20 protein-coding genes are annotated in these 24,388 nt (G+C 51.8%); 19 read left to right on the top strand and 1 reads right to left on the bottom strand.

The genetic code is table 11. The features are described from left to right. The first annotated feature begins 280 nt into the window (after window positions 1-280). The 18 genes from rpsB (at window position 281) to tilS (ending at window position 21,101) form a co-directional block, all read left to right on the top strand. Window positions 281-1,030, top strand: coding sequence for a 30S ribosomal protein S2 (gene rpsB, locus K1Y77_RS14015; RefSeq protein ID WP_030070405.1), 750 nt, complete (start codon window positions 281-283; stop codon window positions 1,028-1,030). 219 nt (window positions 1,031-1,249) lie between these two features. Beyond that, entirely contained in the window at window positions 1,250-2,119 is an 870-nt protein-coding gene (gene tsf / locus K1Y77_RS14010; RefSeq protein WP_030070404.1) for a translation elongation factor Ts, read from the top strand. A 122-nt stretch (window positions 2,120-2,241) separates the two neighbouring features. Beyond that, window positions 2,242-3,015, top strand: coding sequence for a UMP kinase (gene pyrH, locus K1Y77_RS14005; RefSeq protein WP_030070403.1), 774 nt, complete (start codon window positions 2,242-2,244; stop codon window positions 3,013-3,015). Between the two features lie 4 nt (window positions 3,016-3,019). Continuing rightward, window positions 3,020-3,577 carry a ribosome recycling factor gene (frr, locus tag K1Y77_RS14000; protein WP_030070402.1) on the top strand — a complete coding sequence of 186 codons (558 nt, stop codon included), beginning with the start codon at window positions 3,020-3,022 and terminating at the stop codon, window positions 3,575-3,577. A gap of 101 nt (window positions 3,578-3,678) precedes the next feature. Further along, window positions 3,679-4,464 (top strand): polyprenyl diphosphate synthase, encoded by a 786-nt coding sequence (gene uppS / locus K1Y77_RS13995; RefSeq protein ID WP_264017609.1) that lies wholly within the window; start codon window positions 3,679-3,681, stop codon window positions 4,462-4,464. Next, complete coding sequence (locus K1Y77_RS13990; RefSeq protein ID WP_264017610.1) at window positions 4,457-5,278, top strand: phosphatidate cytidylyltransferase; 822 nt, start codon at window positions 4,457-4,459, stop codon at window positions 5,276-5,278. The genes uppS and K1Y77_RS13990 overlap by 8 nt, the downstream gene beginning before the upstream one ends. Further along, window positions 5,275-6,471 (top strand): 1-deoxy-D-xylulose-5-phosphate reductoisomerase, encoded by a 1,197-nt coding sequence (gene ispC / locus K1Y77_RS13985; RefSeq protein ID WP_030070399.1) that lies wholly within the window; start codon window positions 5,275-5,277, stop codon window positions 6,469-6,471. The genes K1Y77_RS13990 and ispC overlap by 4 nt, the downstream gene beginning before the upstream one ends. A 42-nt stretch (window positions 6,472-6,513) precedes the next feature. After that, the gene (rseP, locus tag K1Y77_RS13980) at window positions 6,514-7,872 is read left to right on the top strand and encodes a sigma E protease regulator RseP (RefSeq protein ID WP_264429065.1); all 1,359 of its coding nucleotides are present in this window, start codon (window positions 6,514-6,516) and stop codon (window positions 7,870-7,872) included. Window positions 7,873-7,972: 100 nt separating this feature from the next. Then, window positions 7,973-10,324, top strand: coding sequence for an outer membrane protein assembly factor BamA (gene bamA / locus K1Y77_RS13975; RefSeq protein WP_406567228.1), 2,352 nt, complete (start codon window positions 7,973-7,975; stop codon window positions 10,322-10,324). 17 nt (window positions 10,325-10,341) lie between these two features. Beyond that, the gene (locus K1Y77_RS13970) at window positions 10,342-10,848 is read left to right on the top strand and encodes an OmpH family outer membrane protein (protein ID WP_030070396.1); all 507 of its coding nucleotides are present in this window, start codon (window positions 10,342-10,344) and stop codon (window positions 10,846-10,848) included. A gap of 51 nt (window positions 10,849-10,899) precedes the next feature. Then, complete coding sequence (gene lpxD / locus K1Y77_RS13965) at window positions 10,900-11,943, top strand: UDP-3-O-(3-hydroxymyristoyl)glucosamine N-acyltransferase (RefSeq protein ID WP_264429063.1); 1,044 nt, start codon at window positions 10,900-10,902, stop codon at window positions 11,941-11,943. A 138-nt stretch (window positions 11,944-12,081) separates the two neighbouring features. After that, window positions 12,082-12,525, top strand: coding sequence for a 3-hydroxyacyl-ACP dehydratase FabZ (gene fabZ, locus K1Y77_RS13960; RefSeq protein ID WP_035536331.1), 444 nt, complete (start codon window positions 12,082-12,084; stop codon window positions 12,523-12,525). Continuing rightward, window positions 12,522-13,289 (top strand): acyl-ACP--UDP-N-acetylglucosamine O-acyltransferase, encoded by a 768-nt coding sequence (gene lpxA, locus K1Y77_RS13955; RefSeq protein WP_264017612.1) that lies wholly within the window; start codon window positions 12,522-12,524, stop codon window positions 13,287-13,289. The genes fabZ and lpxA overlap by 4 nt, the downstream gene beginning before the upstream one ends. A gap of 64 nt (window positions 13,290-13,353) precedes the next feature. Then, complete coding sequence (gene lpxB / locus K1Y77_RS13950; protein WP_264431494.1) at window positions 13,354-14,553, top strand: lipid-A-disaccharide synthase; 1,200 nt, start codon at window positions 13,354-13,356, stop codon at window positions 14,551-14,553. Further along, complete coding sequence (rnhB, locus tag K1Y77_RS13945) at window positions 14,543-15,160, top strand: ribonuclease HII (RefSeq protein ID WP_264017613.1); 618 nt, start codon at window positions 14,543-14,545, stop codon at window positions 15,158-15,160. The genes lpxB and rnhB overlap by 11 nt, the downstream gene beginning before the upstream one ends. Window positions 15,161-15,198: 38 nt before the next feature. Beyond that, on the top strand, window positions 15,199-18,702 hold the full coding sequence (dnaE, locus tag K1Y77_RS13940) for a DNA polymerase III subunit alpha (protein ID WP_264017614.1): 3,504 nt from the start codon (window positions 15,199-15,201) through the stop codon (window positions 18,700-18,702). Window positions 18,703-18,874: 172 nt separating this feature from the next. Continuing rightward, window positions 18,875-19,831: an acetyl-CoA carboxylase carboxyl transferase subunit alpha gene (gene accA / locus K1Y77_RS13935; protein WP_030070389.1), complete on the top strand. Its 957-nt coding sequence runs from the start codon at window positions 18,875-18,877 to the stop codon at window positions 19,829-19,831. Further along, the gene (gene tilS / locus K1Y77_RS13930; protein WP_264017615.1) at window positions 19,812-21,101 is read left to right on the top strand and encodes a tRNA lysidine(34) synthetase TilS; all 1,290 of its coding nucleotides are present in this window, start codon (window positions 19,812-19,814) and stop codon (window positions 21,099-21,101) included. Before accA ends, tilS begins: the two co-directional genes overlap by 20 nt. On the opposite strand, the gene ppx is transcribed toward tilS, so the two are convergent. Then, entirely contained in the window at window positions 21,070-22,617 is a 1,548-nt protein-coding gene (gene ppx / locus K1Y77_RS13925; RefSeq protein WP_264017616.1) for an exopolyphosphatase, read from the bottom strand. The two genes, tilS and ppx, sit on opposite strands and share 32 nt — an antisense overlap. Window positions 22,618-23,097: 480 nt before the next feature. On the opposite strand from ppx, the gene rho reads away from it, so the two are divergent. Beyond that, window positions 23,098-24,357: a transcription termination factor Rho gene (rho, locus tag K1Y77_RS13920; protein ID WP_009724159.1), complete on the top strand. Its 1,260-nt coding sequence runs from the start codon at window positions 23,098-23,100 to the stop codon at window positions 24,355-24,357. The last annotated feature ends 31 nt before the right edge of the window (window positions 24,358-24,388 follow it).

Below are 24,388 nucleotides of genomic sequence, written 5' to 3'. Positions count from 1 at the left end.
TTAAAACCGTTACATGCGCTGTGACTTCATCTTGGTAATGATCTATGGTATAAAGCCGCGCGCTTTCCTGCAATCGCCATCCCACGCTTCTTTGTTGGTTGGTTATCTGCAGAAAGGCTATTTAAACGCAATGCAGGAAGTCTGCATTGTTAAACAGCAAGCCTTGAAAACACACATGCACCGGCACATGGTCCCGGGTGCCGCTGGCGACGTGTAACGACGCCACTGGTCGGATCCATGGGGTGCGTGGAGGCCTAACCCGAGTTTCAGGAGTTTTATCATGTCTCACGTTAATATGCGTGACCTGCTAAAAGCAGGCGCTCACTTCGGTCACCAAACCAAGTACTGGAATCCGAAGATGGGTAAATTCATCTTCGGCGCGCGCAACAAGATTCATATCATCAACCTTGAGCACACCCTGCCGGCGCTGAACGAAGCGATCGATGTGGTTGAGAAGATGGCGGCATCCAACAACAAAATTTTGTTTGTTGGCACCAAGCGCAGCGCTAGCAAGATTATCAAAGAAGAAGCAAACCGCGTTAACCAGCCGTTCGTCAATCATCGCTGGTTGGGCGGTATGTTGACCAACTTCAAGACCATTCGTCAGTCCATCAAGCGCCTGCGTGACTTAGAAACAATGCGCGAAGACGGCACGTTCGAGAAGCTGACCAAGAAAGAAGTCTTGATGGCAACGCGTGAGCAGGAAAAGCTTGAGCGTTCTATCGGCGGTATCAAGAACATGGGTGGCCTTCCGGACGCACTGTTCGTTATCGATGTTGACCACGAGCGCATCGCGATCAACGAAGCCAACAAGCTGGGTATCCCGGTTATTGGTGTAGTTGATACCAACTCCAACCCAGATGGCGTTGATTACGTGATCCCGGGTAACGATGACTCCATTCGTGCTATTCAGATCTACGTGAAAGCTATTGCTGACGCGTGTGGTCGTGCGAAAGAAGGTCGTCCGGATGAGTTTGTCGAAGTGACTGAAGAAGCCGCTTCTGCTGACACTGACGCTGCTGCCGAGTAACGGTTGCAGTGGTGCGGTGGTCAGTTAAAGCCGCATCATGTTTAAGAGGGGGCCTTACGCCCCCTTTTTCCCGCTTTGAGTTCGCTCAGGCGGGCCGATTATGCCGGACGCTTAATGCCGGCGAATGCTCTGCAAAGTGATACGCAACGGTCATCTACCGAGCTTATACTCTGTAGCGCGTTTAACTTTCAGCTAGAACCATTTCCGAGGTGAAAACTCATGGCAGCTATCAGCGCCTCTCAGGTTAAGGAACTGCGCGAACGTACCGGTCTTGGCATGATGGAGTGTAAAAAAGCACTTACTGAAGCCGACGGTGATATCGAAGTTGCAATCGAGAACTTGCGTAAAAGCTCTGGCCTTAAAGCCGCGAAGAAAGCGGGTCGTACCGCTGCAGAAGGTGCCGTTGTTACGCGTGTAGCAGAAGACGGCAGTTACGGTGTGATGGTCGAGATCAACTCCGAAACTGACTTCGTTGCTCGTGATGATAACTTCATTGATTTCTCCAATAAGATCGTTGACGCGTTCTTTGCGGCGAAAAACGAAGACGTTGCAGCAGTAATGGCTGGCGAACTCGAGTCCACTCGTGAGCAGCTAGTACAGAAAATCGGCGAGAACATCGGCGTGCGTCGTGCTGTTGTTGTAAACGCTGTTGAAGGTGGCCTTGTAGGCGAATACGTTCACGGCGGCCGTATCGGCGTCTTGACCGTTCTGAAAGGTGGTAACTCGGAAGCTGCTAAAGACGTTGCTATGCACGTTGCAGCGATTAATCCGTCGGTTGCCCATCCAGAAGATATGCCGCAAGAAGAGCTAGATAAAGAAAAAGCGATTATTCTGGCCCAGCCGGACATGGCCGGTAAGCCTGAGCAGATCGCTGAGAAAATGGTTCAAGGCCGTCTGAAAAAGTACTTGGCTGAGAACAGCCTGACCGAACAGCCGTTTGTTAAAGACCCGAACCAGTCGGTTGCTGAGTTTGTTAAGGCAGCGGGTGGTGAAGTGGTTAGCTTCACTCGTTTCGAAGTGGGCGAAGGCATCGAGAAAGAAGAAGTCGATTTTGCTAAAGAAGTTATGGAACAGGCTGGCCGTCGCTAAGGTCAGATGTTTTAGAAAGAAAATGGCGTGCGCGCGAGCGCACGCCTTTGTGTATCCGGCCCCTGTGAAAAATGGGGGTCGTCTCGCCCGCCTGTGTTCAGGTCTGCCTCAGGAGAGATGCCATGTCACGTGAAGTTCAAGAGTCCACCCCCGCGGTTGCTGTCAGTAAGACTGAAAAGTCGAAATCAAAATACAAGCGTATTTTGCTGAAGTTGTCTGGCGAAGCGCTAATGGGTGAGCACGATTTTGGTATTGATCCGAAAGTGCTGGATCGTATGGCGCTAGAGATCGGCCAATTGGTTGGTATTGGCGTTCAGGTGGGTATTGTAATCGGTGGTGGCAACCTGTTCCGTGGTGCGGCGCTTAATGAAGCGGGTATGGATCGGGTGACGGGTGACCACATGGGAATGCTGGCAACAGTAATGAATGCGCTAGCAATGCGAGATGCACTTGAGCGTTCTAATATTCGCTCGCGTGTAATGTCAGCGATTCCCATGAGTGGTGTGGTGGAGCATTACGATCGCCGCACTGCCATCCGCTACTTAACGTCAGGCGATGTGGTGCTGTTTTCCGCGGGCACGGGAAACCCTTTCTTCACGACCGACTCTGCCGCCTGCTTACGCGGCATTGAAGTAGATGTTGATGTCGTGATCAAAGCGACCAAAGTAGACGGTGTGTACAATAAAGACCCGGTTAAGCACGCCGATGCTGTGAAATATGACCAGCTCTCCTATGATGACGCGCTAGACCAAAAGTTAGGCGTTATGGATTTGACCGCAATCTGCCTGGTACGTGACCATAATATGCCGGTGCGGGTATTTGATATGAACAAGCCTGGTGCTCTACTAAATTTAGTAGTAGGGGGCAAGGAAGGCACGCTGATATATAGAGGGTAACCACGTGATCAATGACATCAAAAAAGATGCAGATTCTCGCATGAAAAAAAGTGTTGAAGCGCTTAACAGCAACTTCAACAAGATCCGCACAGGGCGGGCTCATCCCAGTATTCTAGATGCTGTTACCGTTGATTATTACGGTGGTCAGGTGCCGCTGAATCAAGTAGCTTCTGTTAACGTTGAAGATGCCCGTACGCTAACGGTAACGCCCTGGGAACAAGGCATGGTGCCTAAGATTGAGAAGGCGATTATGACCTCTGATTTAGGTCTGAACCCTTCTAGTGCTGGTAATGTCATTCGTGTGCCAATGCCAATGCTGACCGAAGAGACACGCAAAGGTTACATCAAGCAGGCACGTAGCGAAGCTGAACATGCGCGCGTGGCGGTTCGTAACGTACGTCGTGATGCCAACGGTGATTTTAAATCTTTATTAAAAGATAAAGAGATTACTGAAGACGATCAGCGCCAGGGTGAAGATGAAATCCAGAAGCTGACGGATAAGTATATTGCTGAGATCGATAAAGCGCTTGCCGCAAAAGAACAGGATCTCATGCAGGTATAGTTTTTAAAAATAGCTACCTGCTTTCAATCAACCACGGGGAGCCTCGCTGCCCGTGGGCCATCGCTTGGCTTTATTATGACTGATCTTTGGTACGAGAACCCATGACGTCTCCGCAGCTTCCTCAAGCGCAGCAGGAGAGCGCGCCGCCTTCTCGATCCGAGGAGGTGCCGCCATCCCATGTTGCTATTATTATGGATGGTAATAACCGCTGGGCGCGTGCAAGAGGGCTTTCTGGTGTGCGTGGCCACCGAGCGGGTGTCGAGGCCGTGAGAGCGGTTATTGAACGCGCTGCACAACGAGGCGTTCAGACATTGAGCCTTTTCGCTTTTTCTAGTGAAAACTGGAAGCGTCCGACTGCTGAAGTGAATGCGTTGATGGAGCTTTTTTTGATGGCGCTTAAGCGTGAGGTCAAAAAGCTCAACGAGCGTAATATCCGTTTGTCCATTATTGGCGAACAAAGCGGTTTTTCTCATGCTATTCAAAAGCATATTCAACGTGCTGAGGCATTGACCGCAGAGAACACTGGCATGCATCTAGTTATCGCTGCAAACTACGGTGGCCAATGGGATCTTGCACGAGCGGCTAAGCAGTTGGCGAAACAAGTAGCGGCAGGTGAGCTGGCAGCTGATGACATTGATGAGGCGTGCTTCGATGCGGCGATGAATACGCACAATGTACCGCCAGTAGATTTATGTATCCGCACCAGCGGCGAGCAGCGCCTATCTAATTTTATGTTATGGCAGCTGGCCTACGCGGAACTGCATTTTTCACCACTGCTATGGCCAGATTTCAATGGGGCGGCACTAGATGAGGCGCTTAATGATTTTTGCCTGCGTCGCCGTCGTTTTGGTATGACCGATGCACAAATAGAGGCGCAAGGTGCTTAAACAGCGGATAATTACTGCAGCCTGGTTAGCACCCTTAACGCTGATCGGCTTGTTCGGACTACAAGGTGGGGCCTTTGCACTATTTACAGCGTTAATTGTGCTGCTAAGTGCTTGGGAGTGGACCAACTTAGCTGGTGTAACTCGTCATGGAGCACGTTTTGCCCTGGTCGCAGTGATGGCAGTGTTGATGCTGGCGATGTGGTTAGGGGGGGCTGCTTTTGCCGCTTGGCCGCTGTGGCTTGCAGCTGTTGGGTGGCTGGTAAACCTTTACTGGGTGACCCACTACCCTGGCACCGTTGGTCAGTGGCAAGCCACCTCACGGCGATTGCTGATGGGAGGCTGGGTATTGCTGCCATGCTGGGTAGGATTCAATGTGCTCCGCGACAGTGGTGCAGTATGGCTGCTGTTTGTGTTGTTGCTGGTTTGGACAGCGGACATCGGTGCTTACTTTGCTGGCAGGCGGTGGGGGAAAAATAAGCTAGCACCGAAAGTAAGCCCAGGTAAGTCCTGGGAGGGTGTTTATGGTGGCCTGGCGGCCACACTGCTGTTAGCGATTGTGTTTGCTGCGTGGCAGCCCATTAGCCTTATGGGCGGCATTGCCCTCGTAGTGATCACCGGACTAGTTACGCTGGTGTCAGTACTGGGTGATTTGCTAGAAAGTATGCTCAAGCGCTATCGAAACATTAAGGATTCAAGCCAGCTCCTGCCAGGCCATGGTGGCGTACTGGATCGTATTGATAGCCTGACAGCGGCAGTGCCTATTTTTGCACTGTTCTATCTGCAGGTGATCCACTTACAGGTAAGCGCTCTATGAGTCAGTCAGCTGTTCAGCGCATTACTGTGCTTGGTTCAACAGGCTCAATTGGTAAAAGTACGCTTGATGTGATTGCGCGGTATCCAGATCGTTATCACGTTTATGCCTTAACGGCTCATACCTCCAAAGAAGTGCTCTTCACACAATGTAATGCTCACCGCCCTTCAATTGCCGTACTCAATGACCCTGCTGATGCTGTGTGGTTGCAGCATGCGCTTGCATCAGTAGGATTGGATATTGAGGTGCTCGTTGGCCCTGAAGCATTGTGTCACGTTGCCCAAGATCCAAACGTAGATACGGTGATGGCCGCTATTGTTGGTGCAGCCGGACTACTGCCTGCATTAGCGGCAGCTGAGTCAGGGAAGCGTGTATTACTAGCCAATAAAGAAGCCCTGGTAATGAGTGGCGCGCTATTTATGGACGCCGTCTCACGCTCCGGCGCTACCTTATTGCCGATTGATTCCGAACATAATGCTATATACCAGTGTCTACCTATCGAGCATCGAGGTGGGCTGCGTCAGCACGGTGTTCGCCAGTTGCTGCTTACCGCCTCTGGTGGGCCGTTTCGCGGCTGGCAGGCAGACGATATTGCTAAGGTAACGCCCGAGCAGGCTTGTCATCATCCTAACTGGTCGATGGGGCGTAAAATTTCGGTTGATAGCGCAACGTTGATGAATAAAGGGCTAGAGCTTATCGAAGCGTGCTGGCTATTTGATGCAACGCCTGATCAGATACAGGTCGTGGTTCATCCGCAAAGCGTTATTCATTCGATGGTTGCCTATGATGATGGATCGGTCATTGCGCAATTAGGTAACCCAGATATGCGTACGCCGATCGCATATGGTTTAGCGTGGCCGGAACGCATTGACGCCGGAGTTGAAACGCTGGATCTTTTTCAAGTAGCGCGTCTGGATTTTGAGGCACCTGATGAATTACTTTTTCCCTGCTTGAGGCTTGCTCGTGAGGCAATGCACAAGGGGGGGGCAGCGCCAGCGATTTTAAATGCTGCTAATGAAATCGCTGTAGAAGCCTTTCTTGAAAAACAGCTTGGCTTCAGCGCGATTGCTGATGTAGTGGCTAGCGTAATGGCGTTGCCGTTTGAAGAGCAGGCTGACACGCTTGAACAGATACTAGCCGCAGATCAGTGGGCGCGAGAGCAGGCAGAACGCCTCGTTCATCAGCAAGCTGTTTAGCATCATCACCGTTGATCAGCGAGTCACGTAAAGGAGCAAAGAGTGGGCCTGATACAGAACATATTAGCGGTGATCGTGGTGCTTGGGTTGTTGGTAACCTTCCACGAGTTTGGTCATTTCTGGGTGGCTCGACGCTGTGGTGTCAAGGTACTGCGTTTTTCTATTGGTTTTGGTAAACCCCTCTGGTCGACAGTTGATCGCCATGGTACCGAGTTTGCAGTAGCGGCTATCCCCTTGGGTGGCTATGTAAAGATGCTGGACGAGCGCGAAGCGCCTGTACCTGATGAGCAATTAGACCAAGCATTTAACCGCAAAACCGTGTGGCAGCGTATTGCAATTGTTGCCGCGGGGCCGATTGCTAACTTTTTACTTGCGATAGTTGCCTATTGGGCGCTGTTTGTTGCTGGTACTACAACGGTGATTCCTGTCGTTGGCGACGTTACGCCTAACTCCCCGGCGGCAGAGGCAGGCCTTACTCATGGCGCTGAAATTACCTCGGTCCAGGGAGATGCCATGCGCTCCTGGGAAGAGATTAATTTAAAGCTTGTTTCTATGATCGGATTCGATGGCGACTTAATACTTGAGGCGCAGCCAGAAGGGTCTAATGCTGCTCGGGTTTATCAGCTTCCCGTGAGCGACTATATGGTCCGTCAGGATCCGCCTCAACCGCTACAAAGCTTGGGAATTACGCCATGGCGTCCGAACGTTCCCGCAGTGCTAGGCCAAGTAGTAGAGGGGCAGCCCGCTTCTCAAGCGGGGCTTCGTGTTGGCGACCGTATTGTGTCGCTAAATGGCGAGCCAATTGACGACTGGATGCAGTTTGTTTCAGTTATTCGAGAGAATGCGGGTCAAACCTTAGACGTTGGTTATCAGCGTGGCAACGAACAGTCTAGTCTCTCTTTAACGCCAGCCCGTAATACGCTGGAGAGTGGCAGCGAGGTTGGTTACATTGGAGCCGGGGCGCAACAGGTATCTTGGCCCGAGGAGCAACAGCGTGAAATTCGCTATGGTCCTATCGAGGCTGTTGGCCAAGCACTATCACGTACAGGTGAGATGACGCTGCTAACGGTAGATGCTATTCGCAAAATGTTGGTAGGGCTTATTTCACCGTCGAACCTTTCGGGCCCGATTACTATTGCACAGATTTCCGGTGATTCTGCCCGGGCAGGTATGGAAGTGTTTATAGGCTTCTTAGCCTATCTTTCCATCAGTCTAGGAGTGCTGAACTTACTACCGATACCTGTGCTCGATGGCGGGCATCTACTTTATTACTTTATAGAGGTTGTGCGTGGGCGGCCGGTCTCTGAGCAAACGCAAGCGGTAGGGTTGCGTATAGGGCTTGCCATGGTAGGCACCCTAATGTTGACGGCTCTCTATTTTGATCTGATGCGCCTGTGGTAATGACGCGTGTAGGGCGCTGGATGCCTTGTCATCTGCCTGCACAAATGTATATGGTGCCTATCTGGAATGATAGGCAGACCAACGCGAGCGAACTGACTGCATGAAAATCAAGACCCTTGGAATGGCGGCACTGTTGCTGATAGGTACCAGCAGTGCCCAAGCACAATCCTTTGATGTTTCCGACATTCGTGTGGAGGGACTGCAGCGGGTATCTGCCGCCTCGGTCTTTAATGCGTTTCCCGTCAATGCCAATGACCGCGTTAGCGAACAGCAGCTGGCTGCCGCGGCCAGGGATCTGTTTGCTACAGGTTTGTTTGAAGACGTTTCTCTTGCGCGCGAGGGCGACGTGCTGGTTATCCAAGTCGTTGAGCGACCGACCATTGCGCGCTTGAATATCGAAGGGAATCAGCAAATTTCTGATGAGGATTTGCGCAATGGTCTGCGCGAATCAGGCCTTTCTGAAGGACAGGTGCTGCAGCTTTCCACGCTAGAAGAGATTCAGCGTGAGCTTGAAGGTGTTTATCAAGCTCAAGGGCGCTATAGCGCAAGTATTGACGTAGAAGTTGATGAAATTGATGAAGGCCGTGTTCAGGTTAATATCAATGTCAATGAAGGCGAAGTTGCTAAAATCCGGCAAATTAATATTGTTGGTAATGAAGCATTTGACGACGATACGCTGCGTGACGTATTTGAATTAAATGACCGCCCAGGACGTATTTTTGGCTGGTTCTCCAGCGACGAGTACTCCCGCGAAGCTCTGGCGGGTGATATTGAGCGCTTACGCTCTTTCTACCTTGATCGTGGTTACGTTAATTTTGATGTTACTTCAACGCAAGTATCGATTGGTCCTGAAAAATCTGAAATTTTCATCACTTTAAACATTGATGAAGGCAACCAGTTCCAAATCGGGGATATTCGTTTTGCCGGTGACCTGCAAATTAACGAAAACGAAGCGCGCGAATTACTTGAAATTGATAGGGGTGACACCTTTTCGCGCGGCGAAGTAAATGCGTCGACTGAAGCGCTTCGCCAACGCCTTGGCGCAGAGGGATTTGCATTTGCTGACGTACAAGGCATTCCTGAGCTATCCGACGATGGTGAAACCGTTGATATCGTCATTGCCGTGGATCCTGGTCAGCGCACCTACGTGCGTCGTATTGAATTTTACGGTAATACCACAACGCAAGATGAAGTGCTGCGTCGTGAAATGATTCAGTTAGAAGGCGCTCCTGCATCAACTGAATCGATTACCCAGTCACGCCAGCGCCTGGAGCGTCTCGGCTTCTTTAGTCAAGTTGAGGTCAGCACCCAGCCAGTCCCTGGTCAGCCTGATTTGCTAGACGTAACGTATAACGTTGAGGAGCAGCCATCCGGTTCTGTCTCTGCCAGTGTCGGCTTCTCACAAAGCGCAGGTGTCATTTATGGCGTTGGGCTGGCCCAAAATAACTTTCTGGGCACCGGTAACCGCGTTAATGTGGGCGCGCAACGTAGTGATACGTTTACCAGCGTTAACTTTGCCTTTACCGACCCCTACTGGACATTAGATGGTATTTCGCGCGGATATAATCTTTTTTACCGCGAAACCGATTACGGCGATTCCGATATCTCTACGTTCTCTACGGACGCTTATGGTGCCGGCATTAACTTTGGTTATCCGATTAGTGAACTTTCTCGCCTGAATTTTGGTGCTAGCCTTGAAGAGCTGACGGTTAAAACCTACAACGATTCTGCTTCAGAAATTATTCGTTATGTCGACGATCAAGGCGATAATGCGCAAAGCCTTAAATTAACGGCGAGCTGGACGCGTAATAATTTAAATCGCGGCATTATGCCGACAGCAGGTAATTATCAACGTCTATCACTAGAAACAGGTGTGCCGGGCAGCGATGCCGAGTACTACAAGGTTCGCGCCCGTGCACAGCAGCTGTTTCCAATTAACGATGATCAGACCTGGGCGCTGAAGTTTAGTGGAAATTTGGGATATGCCGATACACTTGGTGGCAATGATCCTTACCCGTTTTATGAGAACTTTTATGCCGGTGGCTTAGGTTCAGTGCGCGGCTTTACCTCCAACACGTTGGGTCAACGCACAACTCCTACCCGTGATGGGGGGCGTGATCGTACATTGGGCGGCAACGTATTAGTGGAAGGCTCTGCCGAAGTGCTCTTCCCCATGCCGTTTGTGGAAGATAAGCGGTCAATTCAACCCTCCCTCTTTTTGGATGCAGGTAATACCTTCTTAAGTTCTTGCTATGATGTGCAGGAGGCAGATGTTGGGCGTCAGCAATGCAGCTCTGGGGTCGACCTGGGCGACTTGCGCTACAGTGTAGGCATTGGACTGTCGTGGCTAACACCGGTGGGTCCGCTGACCTTCAGTGTGGCAGAACCGCTAAACGAAGAGAGCGGTGACGATACGCAGTTCTTCCAGTTCTCGCTGGGCCAAACATTCTAATATAAGGAGTAATATTGATGCGTAAACTGACAGCCGCCGTGTGTTTACTGGGCGCGATGACACTACCTACCTATGCCGTTGCTGCAGAAGTGGCTGTGCTCGATTGGCGCGCCGCCTTAATGAATACACAGTCAGCCCAGTCGTCACTAAGCCAGTTGGAAGGGCAAATTGGCAACCAGCAGCGTGAGGCCCAAGCATTAGGCGAAGAGCTTCAACGCTTGCAAGAGCGACTGCAGCGTGAAGGCGAGACAATGTCCCAATCTCAGCGAGACCCACTCATTGCTGAACTGCAGCAAAAAGGTAGTCGTTTTGAGGAATTGCGCCGTGAAGTGCTTCAAGCACAACAGGCTTCTGAGCAGCGTTTCTTAGAGGGCGCTGAGTCAAAGCTTGAAAGGGCTGTTGAGCAAGTGCTTGAGCGCCACAGTATTGATGTCTTGGTAGAGCCTCAAGGGGTATTGCACTCATCAACAGATCTGCCTAACGTGACCAATGAGGTTACGCAGATTTTTGATTCGCTAAACTAAAATTATGATTGATGGTGCGGCTAGCCCGCACCCATGTTTCACTGGGCTCCCATGACGCACGCTTTTCACTATCTAACCCTTAACGATGTCGCACGTCACTTGGGCATTGACTTCGAGGGTAACGCCGACCAGCCAATTAAAGGTTTGGCCACACTTAAAGATGCGACGTCGGATCACGTTGCTTTTCTAGCCAACCGTGCATACCTAAAAGATTTGGCGACTACAAAAGCAGCCGCTGTATTGTTACATCCTGAGCATGCTAAACATTGTCCTGTGGCACGCTTAGAGATGAATAATCCTTATTTGGGTTACGCCAAACTCTCACAGCTATTTGATCCATTGCCTGCTCGGGATATTCCCGGTATTCACCCATCAGCTGTGGTAGCGGACAGCGCTATTTTAGGTGAGGGAATTTCTGTTCAAGCACATGCTGTGATTGAAGCAGGTGTAGTGCTAGGTAAGCATGTGGTGGTTGGCGCTGGCAGTGTGATTGGTGCCGATAGTGTAATTGGGGATGATACGCGACTACACGCTAACGTTACTGTTTGCCACGGCGTTGTAGTGGGAAAACGAGCCATCTTGCATAGCGGCTGTGTGATTGGCGGCGATGGTTTTGGTTTTGCTCACGACGGTGCTGGTTGGCATAAAATTGCTCAGCTAGGCGGCGTCGTGCTGGGTGATGACGTTGAGGTTGGCAGTTGTTCAAGTATTGATCGCGGTGCCTTAGGCGATACGGTGATTGGTAACGATGTCAAAATTGATAGCCAAGTACAAATTGCCCATAACGTGACGATTGGGGATCACAGCGCTTTAGCAGGCTGCGTTGGTATTGCTGGTTCTACTAAGGTGGGCAAGCACTGCATGCTCGGCGGTGGCGTTGGGCTTTCTGGTCACCTCACCATTTGCGATGGTGTGCAGGTAACGGGTATGAGCTTAGTGACCAATTCGATTCATGAGCCAGGTGTTTATTCGTCGGGTACTGGTGCTATGAACAATACCCAATGGCGTAAAAATGCGGTGCGATTTAAACAGCTCGATGAAATAGCCAAGCGCTTGTCTCGACTAGAGAAAAGCCAGCGCAGTGAGTCGTTATGAGTCGTTATGCCAGCAATTTATAGGCAGGTAACTTGAGGCTGTATAGCAGCAGGTTATAATTCACTGCTTTTTTACCAGCAAACTTGCTGGTGCGTGCCTGATATTACTCAGGCCTTTTGTCATTTAGAGGTCGTTACGATGGTTATGGATATTAACGAAATTCGCGAATACTTGCCCCACCGCTACCCATTCTTGCTGGTGGATCGAGTAACGCAATTAACCGTGGGCGAAACCATCGTTGCGTATAAGAATGTTAGCATCAACGAGCCGTTTTTTAATGGCCATTTCCCTCATCACCCTATTATGCCAGGTGTTTTAGTACTAGAAGCGCTGGCTCAGGTGTGCGGAATTTTAGGTTTTAAAACAGTCAATAAACTGCCCGCTGATGGCTATGTTTATTATTTGGTAGGAAGTGATAATGTACGCTTCAAGCGCCCCGTGATGCCCGGTGACCAATTAGTGCTGGAGGCAAATGTGATTCGTGGTAAGCGTGGCATTTGGAAGTTCGCCTGCCGTGCGACGGTTAACGGTGAGCTAGCCTGCGAGGCAGAAATTATCTGTGCTGAGAGGAAGGTAGCTTGATACATCCTACTGCACTGGTTGATCCTAAAGCGCAGCTTGCTGATGATGTCGAGGTGGGGCCATTTAGTGTGATTGGGCCAAATGTCACTATTGGCGCTGGCTCTGTGATTGGCTCTCACGTCGTTATTAAAGGACCTACCGTTCTAGGCGAGCGTACACGAATTTTTCAATTTGCTTCGGTAGGCGAGGATTGCCAGGATAAAAAATACGCTGGCGAACCAACACGCTTAATTATGGGGGATGATAACGTTGTTCGTGAAGGCGTTACCCTCCATCGTGGTACCGTACAAGATCGCGGTGAAACCACCATTGGATCGCGTAACCTGTTTATGGCGTATGTTCATGTCGGCCATGACTGCGTGATTGGCAACGACTGTATTCTAGCGAACCAAGTCACTTTGGCAGGTCATGTTGTACTCGGCGACCATGCTATTTTAGGTGGTTTGGCGGCTGTTCATCAGTTTTGCCACTTTGGTGAACATGCGATGGCCGGGGGTGGGTCTATTATTACCAAAGATACCCCCGCTTACGTGATGATCAATGGCAATCCTGCTGAAGCACGAGGCCTTAATCTGGTTGGCTTGAAGCGGCGTGGTTTTAGCCGTGATGCAATCAATGCCTTAAGCAGTGCTTATAAGTTAGTGTATCGCCAAGGTTTAACCGTTGAGCAGGCAGTTAGCGAAATGCGCAGCCGGTTCGATTTGCCAGAAGTCACCACGTTTGCCGACTCAATTGAGCGGTCTACGCGCGGTATCATCCGCTAACAACGTTGATGGCTAGTTAGCATCAACGATGGACTCAAATGCTCATATCTCTTCCTTTCTCATCATGACACTTCAGCGCGTATACATTGTCGCAGGCGAACTCTCTGGCGATATTCTCGGTGCAGGGTTGATGCATGAGCTTACGCTGATGCATCCCAACGTTGAGTTTCGAGGTCTAGGCGGCCCACGTATGGAAGCGCATGGGCTGACGAGCCGCTTTCCCCTTGAAACATTATCGGTGATGGGCCTGGTGGAGGTCGTCAAGCACCTGCCTGAACTCATTCGCGTGCGCCGCATACTGCGCGAAGAAGCACTCGCCTGGCAGCCGGATATTATGATTGGCATCGACGCGCCCGACTTCAATATTGGCCTTGAAAAACAGCTACGCGCTGCCGGACTGAAGACAGCCCACTATGTGAGCCCTTCGGTATGGGCATGGCGGCAAGGGCGTGTGAAAAAGATCGCTAAGGCGGTTAATGGCATGTTAACACTGCTGCCGTTTGAAGCTGATTTTTACCATCAGCATCAGGTGCCGGTTGCTTTCGTTGGCCATCCATTAGCGGATGAATTACCGCTTGAGAATGATCGCCAAACGGCTCGCCAAACACTCGCATTGCCTGCTCAAGTTCCTGTTTTGGCAATATTGCCTGGTTCGCGGGGCAATGAAATACGCTTTTTGGGCGATACATTTTTACGCGCTGCCGAATTGCTCTGTCAGCGTAATGAAGCGCTGCATGTGGTCATTCCCGCAGCGACCCATCAGCGGTATCAAGAAATCATCCAGCTTCTGGCAAGCTACCCTATGTTAAGCAAGCGGGTCATGCTCTTGGAAGGTCAGGCACGAGAGGCAATGGTAGCCAGCGATGCTGTATTGCTTGCCTCGGGCACCGCGGCACTAGAGGCCATGTTATGCCATCGGTCAATGCTGGTAGCTTACAAAATGGCACCGATGACCCACTGGCTGGCAAAACGCTTAGTGAAAACTAAATGGATTTCATTACCTAACTTAATTGCTCAAGAGAGTGTGGTGCCAGAACTGATTCAGGATGCGGCAACGCCAGAAGCGATTGCTGAGCAGCTCGACGAAATGATTAATAATGCAGCAGAACGCCACGCCCTAGAAGCACGCTTTGCCGATATGCACCGTGGTTTACAGCGCAATGCCAGCCAACGTGCTGCGCAGGCTATAGCCTCTCTGGTGGCGGGCCAGCCATTGGATTGCAGTGGCGAAGTTGCCCAAGAAGGAAGCCATCATGGCCGTTAAGCCGACTGCCTATCCTCCTTTAGTGATCGACTACCATGGTGACTTTCTAGCAGGCGTTGACGAAGTCGGGCGTGGGCCTCTGATCGGCAGTGTTGTTGCATCGGCGGTAATTCTTGATCCTAGTCGCCCGATTGAGGGGCTAACGGATTCCAAAAAACTTACCGCTAAAAAGCGTGAAGCGCTGGATGTACAGATTCGTGAGTGCGCATTAGCGTTTGCTGTGGCAGAAGCCAGCGCTGCTGAAGTCGACCAGCTAAATATTTATCATGCCACTCATCTTGCTATGCGGCGTGCCATTGATGCCTTAACACCCGCGGCAGACTATTTATTGGTAGATGGTAATCGGCTGCCTGGGCATGAGCTGCCTGGGCAAGCGGTAGTGAAAGGCGATGCTCGTCATCCTGCGATCGCTGCTGCATCGATTTTGGCTAAAGTCGCCCGCGACGCACAGATGGCCGAGCTTGATCTGCGCTATCCTGACTATGGCTTTGCCCGTCACAAAGGGTACCCAACGAAAGAACATTTGGCGGCACTATCTGCCCACGGGCCGCTTGCCGAGCATCGCCGGAGCTTTGCGCCAGTTCAGCGTCAGTTAGCGCTGCTGTAAGCTTTTTCTATTTATCTAGCCTTGTTGCTGAGAGTCCCATGACGGTTCCGTTTGTTCATCTACGTTTGCACAGTGAATACTCCCTGGTTGATGGCTTGGTAAAACTCAAGTCACTGGTCAGCACCACCGCGGAGCGTGGGATGCCAGCACTGGCCTTAACCGATGAAGCTAACCTGTTTGGTCTGGTTAAGTTCTATAAAGCGGCCCAGGGTGCTGGCCTTAAGCCGATCATCGGTAGCGACTTATGGCTGCACAACCCTCATGATGAGGCCCATCCATATCGCATTACGCTGCTGGCGATGAACGATGTTGGTTATCGCAATCTCACTGAATTGATTTCTAAAGGGTGGACGGATGGCCAGCGCCACGGGCGAGCCATTCTGGACAAGCAGTGGGTGCTAGCGCAAAGCGAAGGATTGATTGCACTATCAGGCGGGCGTGAAGGCGAAATAGGTCGTCACTTGCTGTCTGAGCATGAGCGCGAAGCCCGGGAGCTGTTAGAAGAGTGGCAGCGCGCCTTTCCAGATCGTTTTTATCTGGAGTTAATCCGTACCGGGCGGCCGCTTGAAGAAGAGTGTGTTCACGCGAGTGTGAAGCTGGCGATCGCATCAAATACCCCGGTGGTCGCAACCAATGACGTGCGCTTTTTAGAGCGGGAAGACTTCTGGGCCCACGAAACCCGCGTTGCCATTGGTGAAGGCAAGGCTTTGGATGATCCTCGCCGTGAACGACGCTATACCGAAGAGCAGTACCTGAAAAGCCCTGAGGAAATGGCAGCACTGTTTGCCGATATTCCTGAAGCGCTTGAAAACAGCGTCATGATTGCTGAGCGGTGTAGCGTTGACGTGCGCCTGGGGGAAATTTTTCTGCCGGAGTTCGAAATACCCGACGGGATGACCCAGGATGAGTTTTTCCGCAAAGTCTCCCATGACGGTCTCACTGAACGGTTAGATTTTTTGTTCCCAGCTGAACAGTACCCTCGCGATAGCGATGCTTATCGCGAGATTAATCAGCGCTACCGTGACCGGCTTGAATTTGAGCTGAACGTTATTATCCAGATGGGCTTCCCTGGCTATTTTCTGATCGTGATGGACTTCATTCAGTGGGCCAAGGATAACAACGTGCCAGTTGGCCCAGGGCGGGGTTCTGGTGCGGGCTCCTTAGTGGCTTACGCGCAAAAAATTACCGATCTTGATCCGATTGGCTACGACCTGCTATTTGAGCGCTTTCTTAACCCTGAACGTGTCTCCATGCCTGACTTTGACGTCGATTTTTGCATGGAAAAGCGTGACAAGGTGATTGAATACGTGGCGAATCGCTACGGCCGCAATGCGGTATCTCAGATTGTTACCTTTGGCACCATGGCCGCGAAAGCGGTGGTGCGCGATGTGGCGCGTGCCCAGGGGCGGCCCTACTCGTTGGGCGACAAGCTCTCCAAGCTGATTCCCTTTGAAGTGGGAATGACGCTTGCCAAAGCGATTGAGCAAGAACCAGCCCTGAAAGAGTTTATTGGCAACGACGAAGAAGCCGAAGAGATCTGGGAAATGGCCCTTAAGCTTGAGGGCACCACGCGGGGGACTGGTAAGCACGCGGGGGGCGTCGTCATTGCCCCCACCAAGCTAACCGACTTCTCGCCGCTGTTATGCGATGAAGATGGTTCAGGCCTCGTGGTTCAGTTCGATAAAAACGACATCGAAGACGCCGGGCTAGTGAAGTTCGACTTCTTGGGCCTGCGGACGCTGACGATTATCGACTGGGCGCTGGAAATGGTCGATAAAGTGCGTGGGGTAAACGGTCAAGCGCCGCTCAATATCGACGCTATCCCGCTAGACGATAGTAAAACGTTTGAGATGCTGAAACGAGCGGAAACCACCGCTGTTTTCCAGCTGGAATCTCGTGGTATGAAGGAGCTGATTAAGCGCCTGCTGCCAGACTCTCTCGACGATATGATCGCCTTGGTAGCGCTATTTCGCCCAGGCCCGCTACAGTCGGGCATGGTGGATGACTTTATCAACCGTAAGCATGGCCGTGCCGAAGTCTCTTATCCACACCCAGATTATCAGCATGACCTTCTAAAACCGGTGCTCAGCCCGACATACGGCATTATTTTGTACCAAGAGCAGGTCATGCAGATTGCTCAGGTAATGGCTGGCTATTCATTGGGTCAGGCCGACATGCTGCGCCGCGCCATGGGTAAGAAAAAGCCCGAAGAGATGGCCAAGCAGCGTTCAGGCTTTATGGAAGGCTGTGCGGCTAACGGTATCGATAAAGACCTTGCAGGCAATATTTTTGATCTTGTTGAGAAGTTCGCTGGTTACGGCTTTAACAAGTCGCACTCAGCCGCTTACGCTTTGGTGTCGTATCAAACTGCCTGGCTGAAGGCGCACTATCCTGGGCCGTTTATGGCCGCCGTTATGTCAACGGAAATGGATAACCTGGACAAGGTGGTGCCGCTGATAGAAGAGTGTCGCCACCTCAAACTGACGGTTACACCGCCGGATGTTAATGTCGGTGGCTACAAGTTTACCGTAGATACCGAAGGGCGCGTGGTGTACGGCTTAGGTGCCATTCGCGGTGTCGGTGAAGGCCCGATTGGGGCGATTGTTGAAGCTCGTAATACGGATGGTCCGTTTAAAGACCTGTTCGATTTTTGTCGGCGCATGGATCCCAAGCGCATGAACAAGCGTACGCTGGAAGCGCTGATTCGGTCGGGTGCGTTAGATAACTTGGGTCCGAATCGGGCGGTGTTATCCGCTGCGATGGAAGATGCCTTGAAAGCCGCTGCGCAAAACCACGCCAATCAAAACCTGGGTATGCTGGATATGTTTGGCGATGCGTTTAGCGCAGAAGAGGAAGCGACAGACCCTTACGCTGAGTATCAAAGCGCCCGTGAGTGGACGGATCGTGAGCGCCTTTCTGGGGAAAAAGATACGCTGGGCCTCTATCTAACCGGTCATCCCATTGATGAATATGAGCGTGAGCTAAAACGCTTTGTTTCTACTCGCATTAGTGATTTGAAGGCTTCGCGTGAGCCGCAGCGGGTGGCGGGATTAGTGGTAGCTATGCGCACCATGAAGTCCAAGCGTGGCGATACCATGGCGTTTATCACACTAGATGATCGTACTGGGCGCATCGAAGCTTCGCTATTTGGCGAACTATTTGATCAACTGCGGGGCCAAATTGAGTCTGATCAAGTGATCATCGTTGAAGGTGAAGTATCCAACGATGACTTTTCCGGCGGTTTGCGCTTGCGGGGCAAAGACGTGACGCCGATGGTGACCGCACGTATTCGCTATGGCGAAGCGGTGGAATTAGCATTGGATGCTGAACAGATCAACGGACGTCTAGTCGATAGCCTACGCGAGAGCCTTACGCCATACCGCGATACCGGCGGATTGCCAGTTCGGCTGCAGTATCGTCACTCAGAAGCGGTCGGTTGGTTAGCATTGGCGGATGACTGGAAAGTAGCTCCCAGCGATGATCTGCTGTTAGCCCTTCGTGATGTGCAAGGGCAGGTAGGTGTTCAGCTACGCTACCGTTAGAAAACGCACTAAACGTATACGAGCCGGTGTCAGATGGAAGACTAAATGACCGTGCGGCACGCTAATTGAAAGGGTACTGCCTTGCGTGGCAAGTTCAGGGTGCGATAATGCCCCTATACATGCCCGTTTCAACAAGGCTTCTTTTTTTATAGGCAGCTTACAGGCAGAGCCGATGAATCCTAATTATCTCGATTTTGAACAGCCCATTGCCGAGCTTCAGGCAAAAATTGAGGAGCTGCGTTTGGTTAGCTCCGATAGCCAGGTTAATCTTTCTGACGAGATTTCTCGTTTAGAGGAGAAGAGCCGTAAGTTAACCGAATCGATCTTCAAGGATTTAACGCCCTGGCAGGTTTCTCAAATATCTCGTCACCCCCAGCGTCCTTATACGCTGGATTATCTTGAGCATATTTTTACTGACTTTGATGAGCTTCATGGTGACCGTAACTTTGCTGATGACGCCGCATTAGTTGGTGGCATTGCGCGTCTGGACGATCAACCGGTGATGGTCATTGGCCATCAAAAAGGTCGTGATGTAAAAGAAAAGGTGCGCCGTAACTTTGGCATGCCGCGGCCAGAAGGTTATCGCAAAGCCTGTCGCTTAATGGAGATGGCAGAGCGTTTTAAAATGCCCATTCTAACCTTTATCGATACGCCTGGTGCCTACCCTGGGATCGATGCGGAAGAGCGGGGGCAGTCGGAAGCCATTGCCTACAATCTGGCAGTGATGTCGCGCCTAAAAACGCCGATTATCTCCACCGTGGTGGGTGAAGGTGGCTCCGGTGGCGCGCTAGCCATTGGCGTATGCGACGAGCTACATATGCTGCAGTACTCCACTTATTCGGTGATTTCACCGGAAGGCTGTGCGTCGATTCTTTGGAAGAGCGCTGAAAAAGCATCTGACGCCGCCCAAGCCATGGGTATCACCGCCGAGCGCCTTAAAGAGCTTGGCTTTGTTGATGAGCTAATTAAAGAGCCGTTGGGTGGCGCTCATCGACATCCAATGACTACCGCCGAGCGCGTTAAAGAGGCGTTGGCTAACAGTCTGGAACGTCTGCAAAGCTTTGATAGCGATGCACTGCTAGAGCGTCGCTACAAACGGTTGATGAGCTATGGCGCTCCAGCCGCCTAAGCCGCTGTTACGCTTGCTAAATGACGCCCTGGCGGAAACCCCGCCGGGGCGTACTATTTGGGTGGCGCTTTCTGGGGGGCTGGATTCTTCGCTGCTGCTGACGTTGGCCGCTGAAGTTTGTCGAGATGCAGGACGCCCACTGCAGGCGATTCATATTAACCATGGCTTGCAGGCCGCAGCTAGTGCCTTTGAAGCGCATTGTCTGGCGCTGTGTGATGCGCTTAACGTAACGCTGGTGACGGCAAGCGTCGCGGTAGACACACTCGGCGAGGGCGTTGAGGGGGCGGCACGGCGAGCACGCTATCAGGCGTTCATGACGCATATTCCCGCTGGCGATACGCTATGGCTAGCCCAGCACCAAGATGATCAAGCGGAGACGTTGCTGTTGGCGGCGCTACGCGGCAGTGGCGTGCGTGGGTTGGCGGGTATGCCTTTTCGCCGTGATTGGCAGGGGCTGACCCTGCTACGGCCCTGGCTGAGTATCAGTAGACAGACGTTGGCTGATGCAGCGCATGGGTTATCAATCAGTTGGTGCGAGGACCCAACCAACCGCGATATCGCGTTTGATCGCAACCGCTTACGCCATCAGGTGATGCCAGCCTTACAGCTACGTTGGCCTGACGCTGCACGGGCCCTTGCCAACAGCGCCCAACATGCCGGCGAGGCAGACCAACTGTTGGCGTCCTATGCCGCGGAAGAGCTAGCAACGCTAATGCGAGGAGAGCGCTGCATGGATGCTACGCTGCTTAGCCAATGCTCTTTACCGCGCCAACGACTGCTCGTGCGTACACTTTGTGAGCAGCTAGCGCTCCCAACGCCGCCGCAGAAACGTCTGGAAAGCTTGCTTTCGCAACTAGGTGCGGCAAGCGATGCCCAGGTCAAAGTGGTATGGCCGGGTGCAGAAGCACGCATGTGGCAGCGCCGTCTCTACCTCATGCCTCCGCTGACGCCGTTGCCTAGTTGGGAAGTTGAATGGGACGGTGTACTGGAGCAGACAACGCCCTTAGGACCGCTGCAAGTAGCGTTGACACCACCACGCCGCGTAACGCTGCGTTGGCGACGGGGTGGAGAGGTTATTGCGTTAAAAGAGCGCGGAAGGCGAGATATTAAGCGCTTACTCCAAGAGCGGGGAATACCGCCCTGGGAGCGTGAGCGTTTGATTGTCGTGATGGATGGAAAGGTATGTTTGGCCGTTATCCTGCCGCCTGCTAATGTGCTCTGGCAGGCAGAAGGGGTTGTTATTGATTTGCCTCTACTACCAAAAACGTAAAGCCAGCCGCTGTCATATAGGCTTGTTCTTGCTCCATATCGGTACTTAGCAGTGTCGGCTCGTCGCTGGCAGGTAGCGTTATCGTCAGCGTTTCGCCTTCTGCTTTAATAGCCGGTAACGGTGGAGCAACTTCAGATCGCGAGTGATTAATAAGCACAGCAAGACGCATCAGGCGGGCAAGTTTGGCGCAGCCTTCCTGATGGGAGGCGGGTAACGCCTGCCACTCTTTGGTGGGAAACTTGCGGCGATGGGCACGCACTAAAAACGCCAGTAAGCGCTGTTCAGGGCGCGAAAAGCCAGCTAAGTCGGAATGTTCTAGCAAGTAGGCGCCATGGCGATGAAACTGGCTATGAGAAATAGCTAGGCCAATTTCATGCACATGACTTGCCCAGACAAGGTAGTGGCCTTGCTCTTGGGATAGCCCCCAGGCTTTTTTTACGTCGTTAAATAGCCGAAGGGCAGTGTCGGCAACATTTTCGGCTTGCCGAGAGTCAACATCATAAATCCGCTTCAATGCATCTAAGCTTTTAGAACGGGTATCTTCTGCGCTATTTCGGCCCGCCATATCATAAAGCACCCCTTCGCGCAGGGCTCCATCCGCGAAGCGCATTTGGGAAAGATTAAAGGCTTCAAAAATAGCGTTTAAAATGGCAATACCTGCCGGAAAAACTTTTGCTCGATCAGGTTTTAGGCCATCTAGCTCAACTTTGTCTAGCTGTTTGCATTTGAGTAAGCGTTCGCGCAGCTTTTTTAATCCGCTGCGAGTGATAACACCTTCCTGAGGCGTATCGCCATAGGCATATAGCACGCTAGCAGCGGCTTTAATCGTGCCACTAGAACCTACTGGATCCTGCCAGCCAAGGCGTTGGTAGGGTCGCTGAATATTGGCCAGTTCTGACAGGGCGGCGAGCTCAGCGCGACGCATACGTTTTTCACTGAGCTCGCCGTCACGAAAGAAACGGCTGCTGAAAGTGACGCAGCCCATGCGTAGGCTTTCAAGTGCTTTAGGCTCAAACGCTTCACCAATAATGAACTCGGTAGAACCACCGCCGATATCGACAATTAAACGGCGTCCATTCTCAGCCAATGCGTGGGCGGCCCCCAAATAGATCAGGCGAGCCTCTTCACGACCAGCAATAATTTCGATGGCGTGTCCAAGCTGCGCTTCGGCACGCTCAATAAATGTTTGGCTGTTATAGGCATCACGCAACGCATTGGTTCCAACAATGCGAAGGTTGGCACTCTCAATGTCGGTGAGAAACGGCGCAAAGCGGCCTAGGCAATCTAACGCTCGCTGCATCGCGGCTTCGCTTAAATAACCGTTTTCATCTAGCCCAGCGGCTAATTGAACCTTTTCACCCATCCTAGCGACGACTTGCAGGCGCTCATGTTGATAGTTGGCGACCAACAAATGAAAGCTATTAGAACCCAGATCAATGGCGGCTAAGCGCTGCGGTTCGGTGTTATCCAATTCAGCCGGCGACGCGGCGAGAGGGAATGAAATTTCCTTGGGCATGGGCGTTCCTTCCTAGTGGCTATGCCAAGGTTGCGGTGCCTCATTAGTATTGTCAATTGTCAAAGGCTTGCGTTTATCTCGGGCCTTGACTACCATCGAGCTACTGGCTTGATCCGAGTTAGCTTGTTTGTCTATTAAACAAGTGTATTTAAGCGAGTGTATTGCTCAGATATTTTGAGTGGTACGTATCCAATTGACATCAGCCAGATGTCCAAGTCGTCAGATAACCCCTGAAACAGCACCTTTCTGTGCTAATCAGATTAACTAGTTTGCTAGCACCCTCACGCTGAGCAGTCGATTATGCCGCTACTCCTTCTTAGGCATAGCTATGATAACTCTCTAGCGATCAGTATCTGAGCGTGTGCTTAGTGGGGTTCTGAACGCATCACTCGGCGCTTAGCCCTACTATTTAGGCCACGCCTCCTGTCTTATTCCCGGCGCTTGTCGCCTAGCTTTCATGAGCAACTTTCTAACACACCGATGAATCTCACTGAACTCAAGCAAAAAACCGTTCCCGAGCTGCTCGATATCGCCCGTGAAATGGGTATCGACAACCTAGCCCGTTCGCGCAAGCAGGACATCATCTTCGCTATCCTCAAAAAGCATGCAAAAAGCGGTGAGGATATCTACGGCGATGGTGTGCTGGAAATACTTCAGGATGGCTTTGGCTTCCTGCGTAGCGCCGACAGCTCGTACCTCGCCGGACCGGACGATATTTACGTATCGCCGTCGCAGATTCGCCGTTTCAATCTGCGTAAAGGTGATTCCATTTCCGGCAAAATCCGCCCGCCAAAAGAAGGTGAGCGCTACTTTGCCCTACTCAAAGTTAGCCAGATCAACTTTGATCGTCCGGAAAATGCCAAGCATAAGATTCTCTTTGAGAACTTAACGCCGCTATTCCCAGATGATCGGATGCGCATGGAGATCGGTAACGGCTCTACCGAAGATCTTACCGCGCGCATCATTGATCTGACGGCGCCAATTGGTAAAGGTCAACGTGGTCTGTTGGTGTCACCGCCTAAAGCGGGTAAGACACTGATGCTGCAGAACATCGCGACGTCGATTACGCGCAATAATCCTGAGTGCCATCTGATTGTATTGCTGATCGATGAGCGCCCTGAGGAAGTTACCGAAATGTCGCGCACCGTGCGTGGCGAAGTGGTTGCTTCTACTTTCGATGAACCGCCCGCTCGCCATGTGCAGGTTGCCGAAATGGTCATCGAAAAAGCCAAGCGCTTGGTAGAGCACAAGAAAGATGTGGTGATTCTGCTCGACTCTATCACCCGTTTAGCGCGTGCCTACAACACCGTGGTGCCCAGCTCCGGCAAAGTGCTCACCGGTGGTGTGGACGCTCATGCCCTTGAGAAGCCTAAACGTTTCTTCGGTGCCGCGCGTAATATCGAAGAGGGCGGTAGCCTGACGATTATTGCCACCGCGCTAGTTGATACTGGCTCGAAAATGGACGAAGTCATCTTCGAAGAGTTCAAGGGCACCGGTAATATGGAAGCGCACCTTGACCGCAAGCTAGCTGAGAAACGCGTGTTCCCTGCAATCAACATTCGCCGTAGTGGTACTCGCCGCGAAGATCTGCTGGCGTCTGAAGACGAAATGCAGCGCATGTGGATCCTTCGCAAGCTGCTTAACCCGATGGAAGACACCGCTGCGACAGAGTTCTTGATTGATCGTCTGAAAGATACCAAGACGAATCTGGAGTTCTTTGAAGCGATGAAGCGACGCTAAGTGCTTCATTTGCAGCCAAGCACTGGCAACA

This window comes from Halomonas qaidamensis (genome assembly GCF_025917315.1).
Classification (GTDB): Bacteria; Pseudomonadota; Gammaproteobacteria; order Pseudomonadales; family Halomonadaceae; genus Vreelandella; species Vreelandella qaidamensis.
The sequence above is the reverse complement of the archived record's forward strand: the minus strand, read 5'-3'. Positions and strand labels throughout refer to the sequence as shown.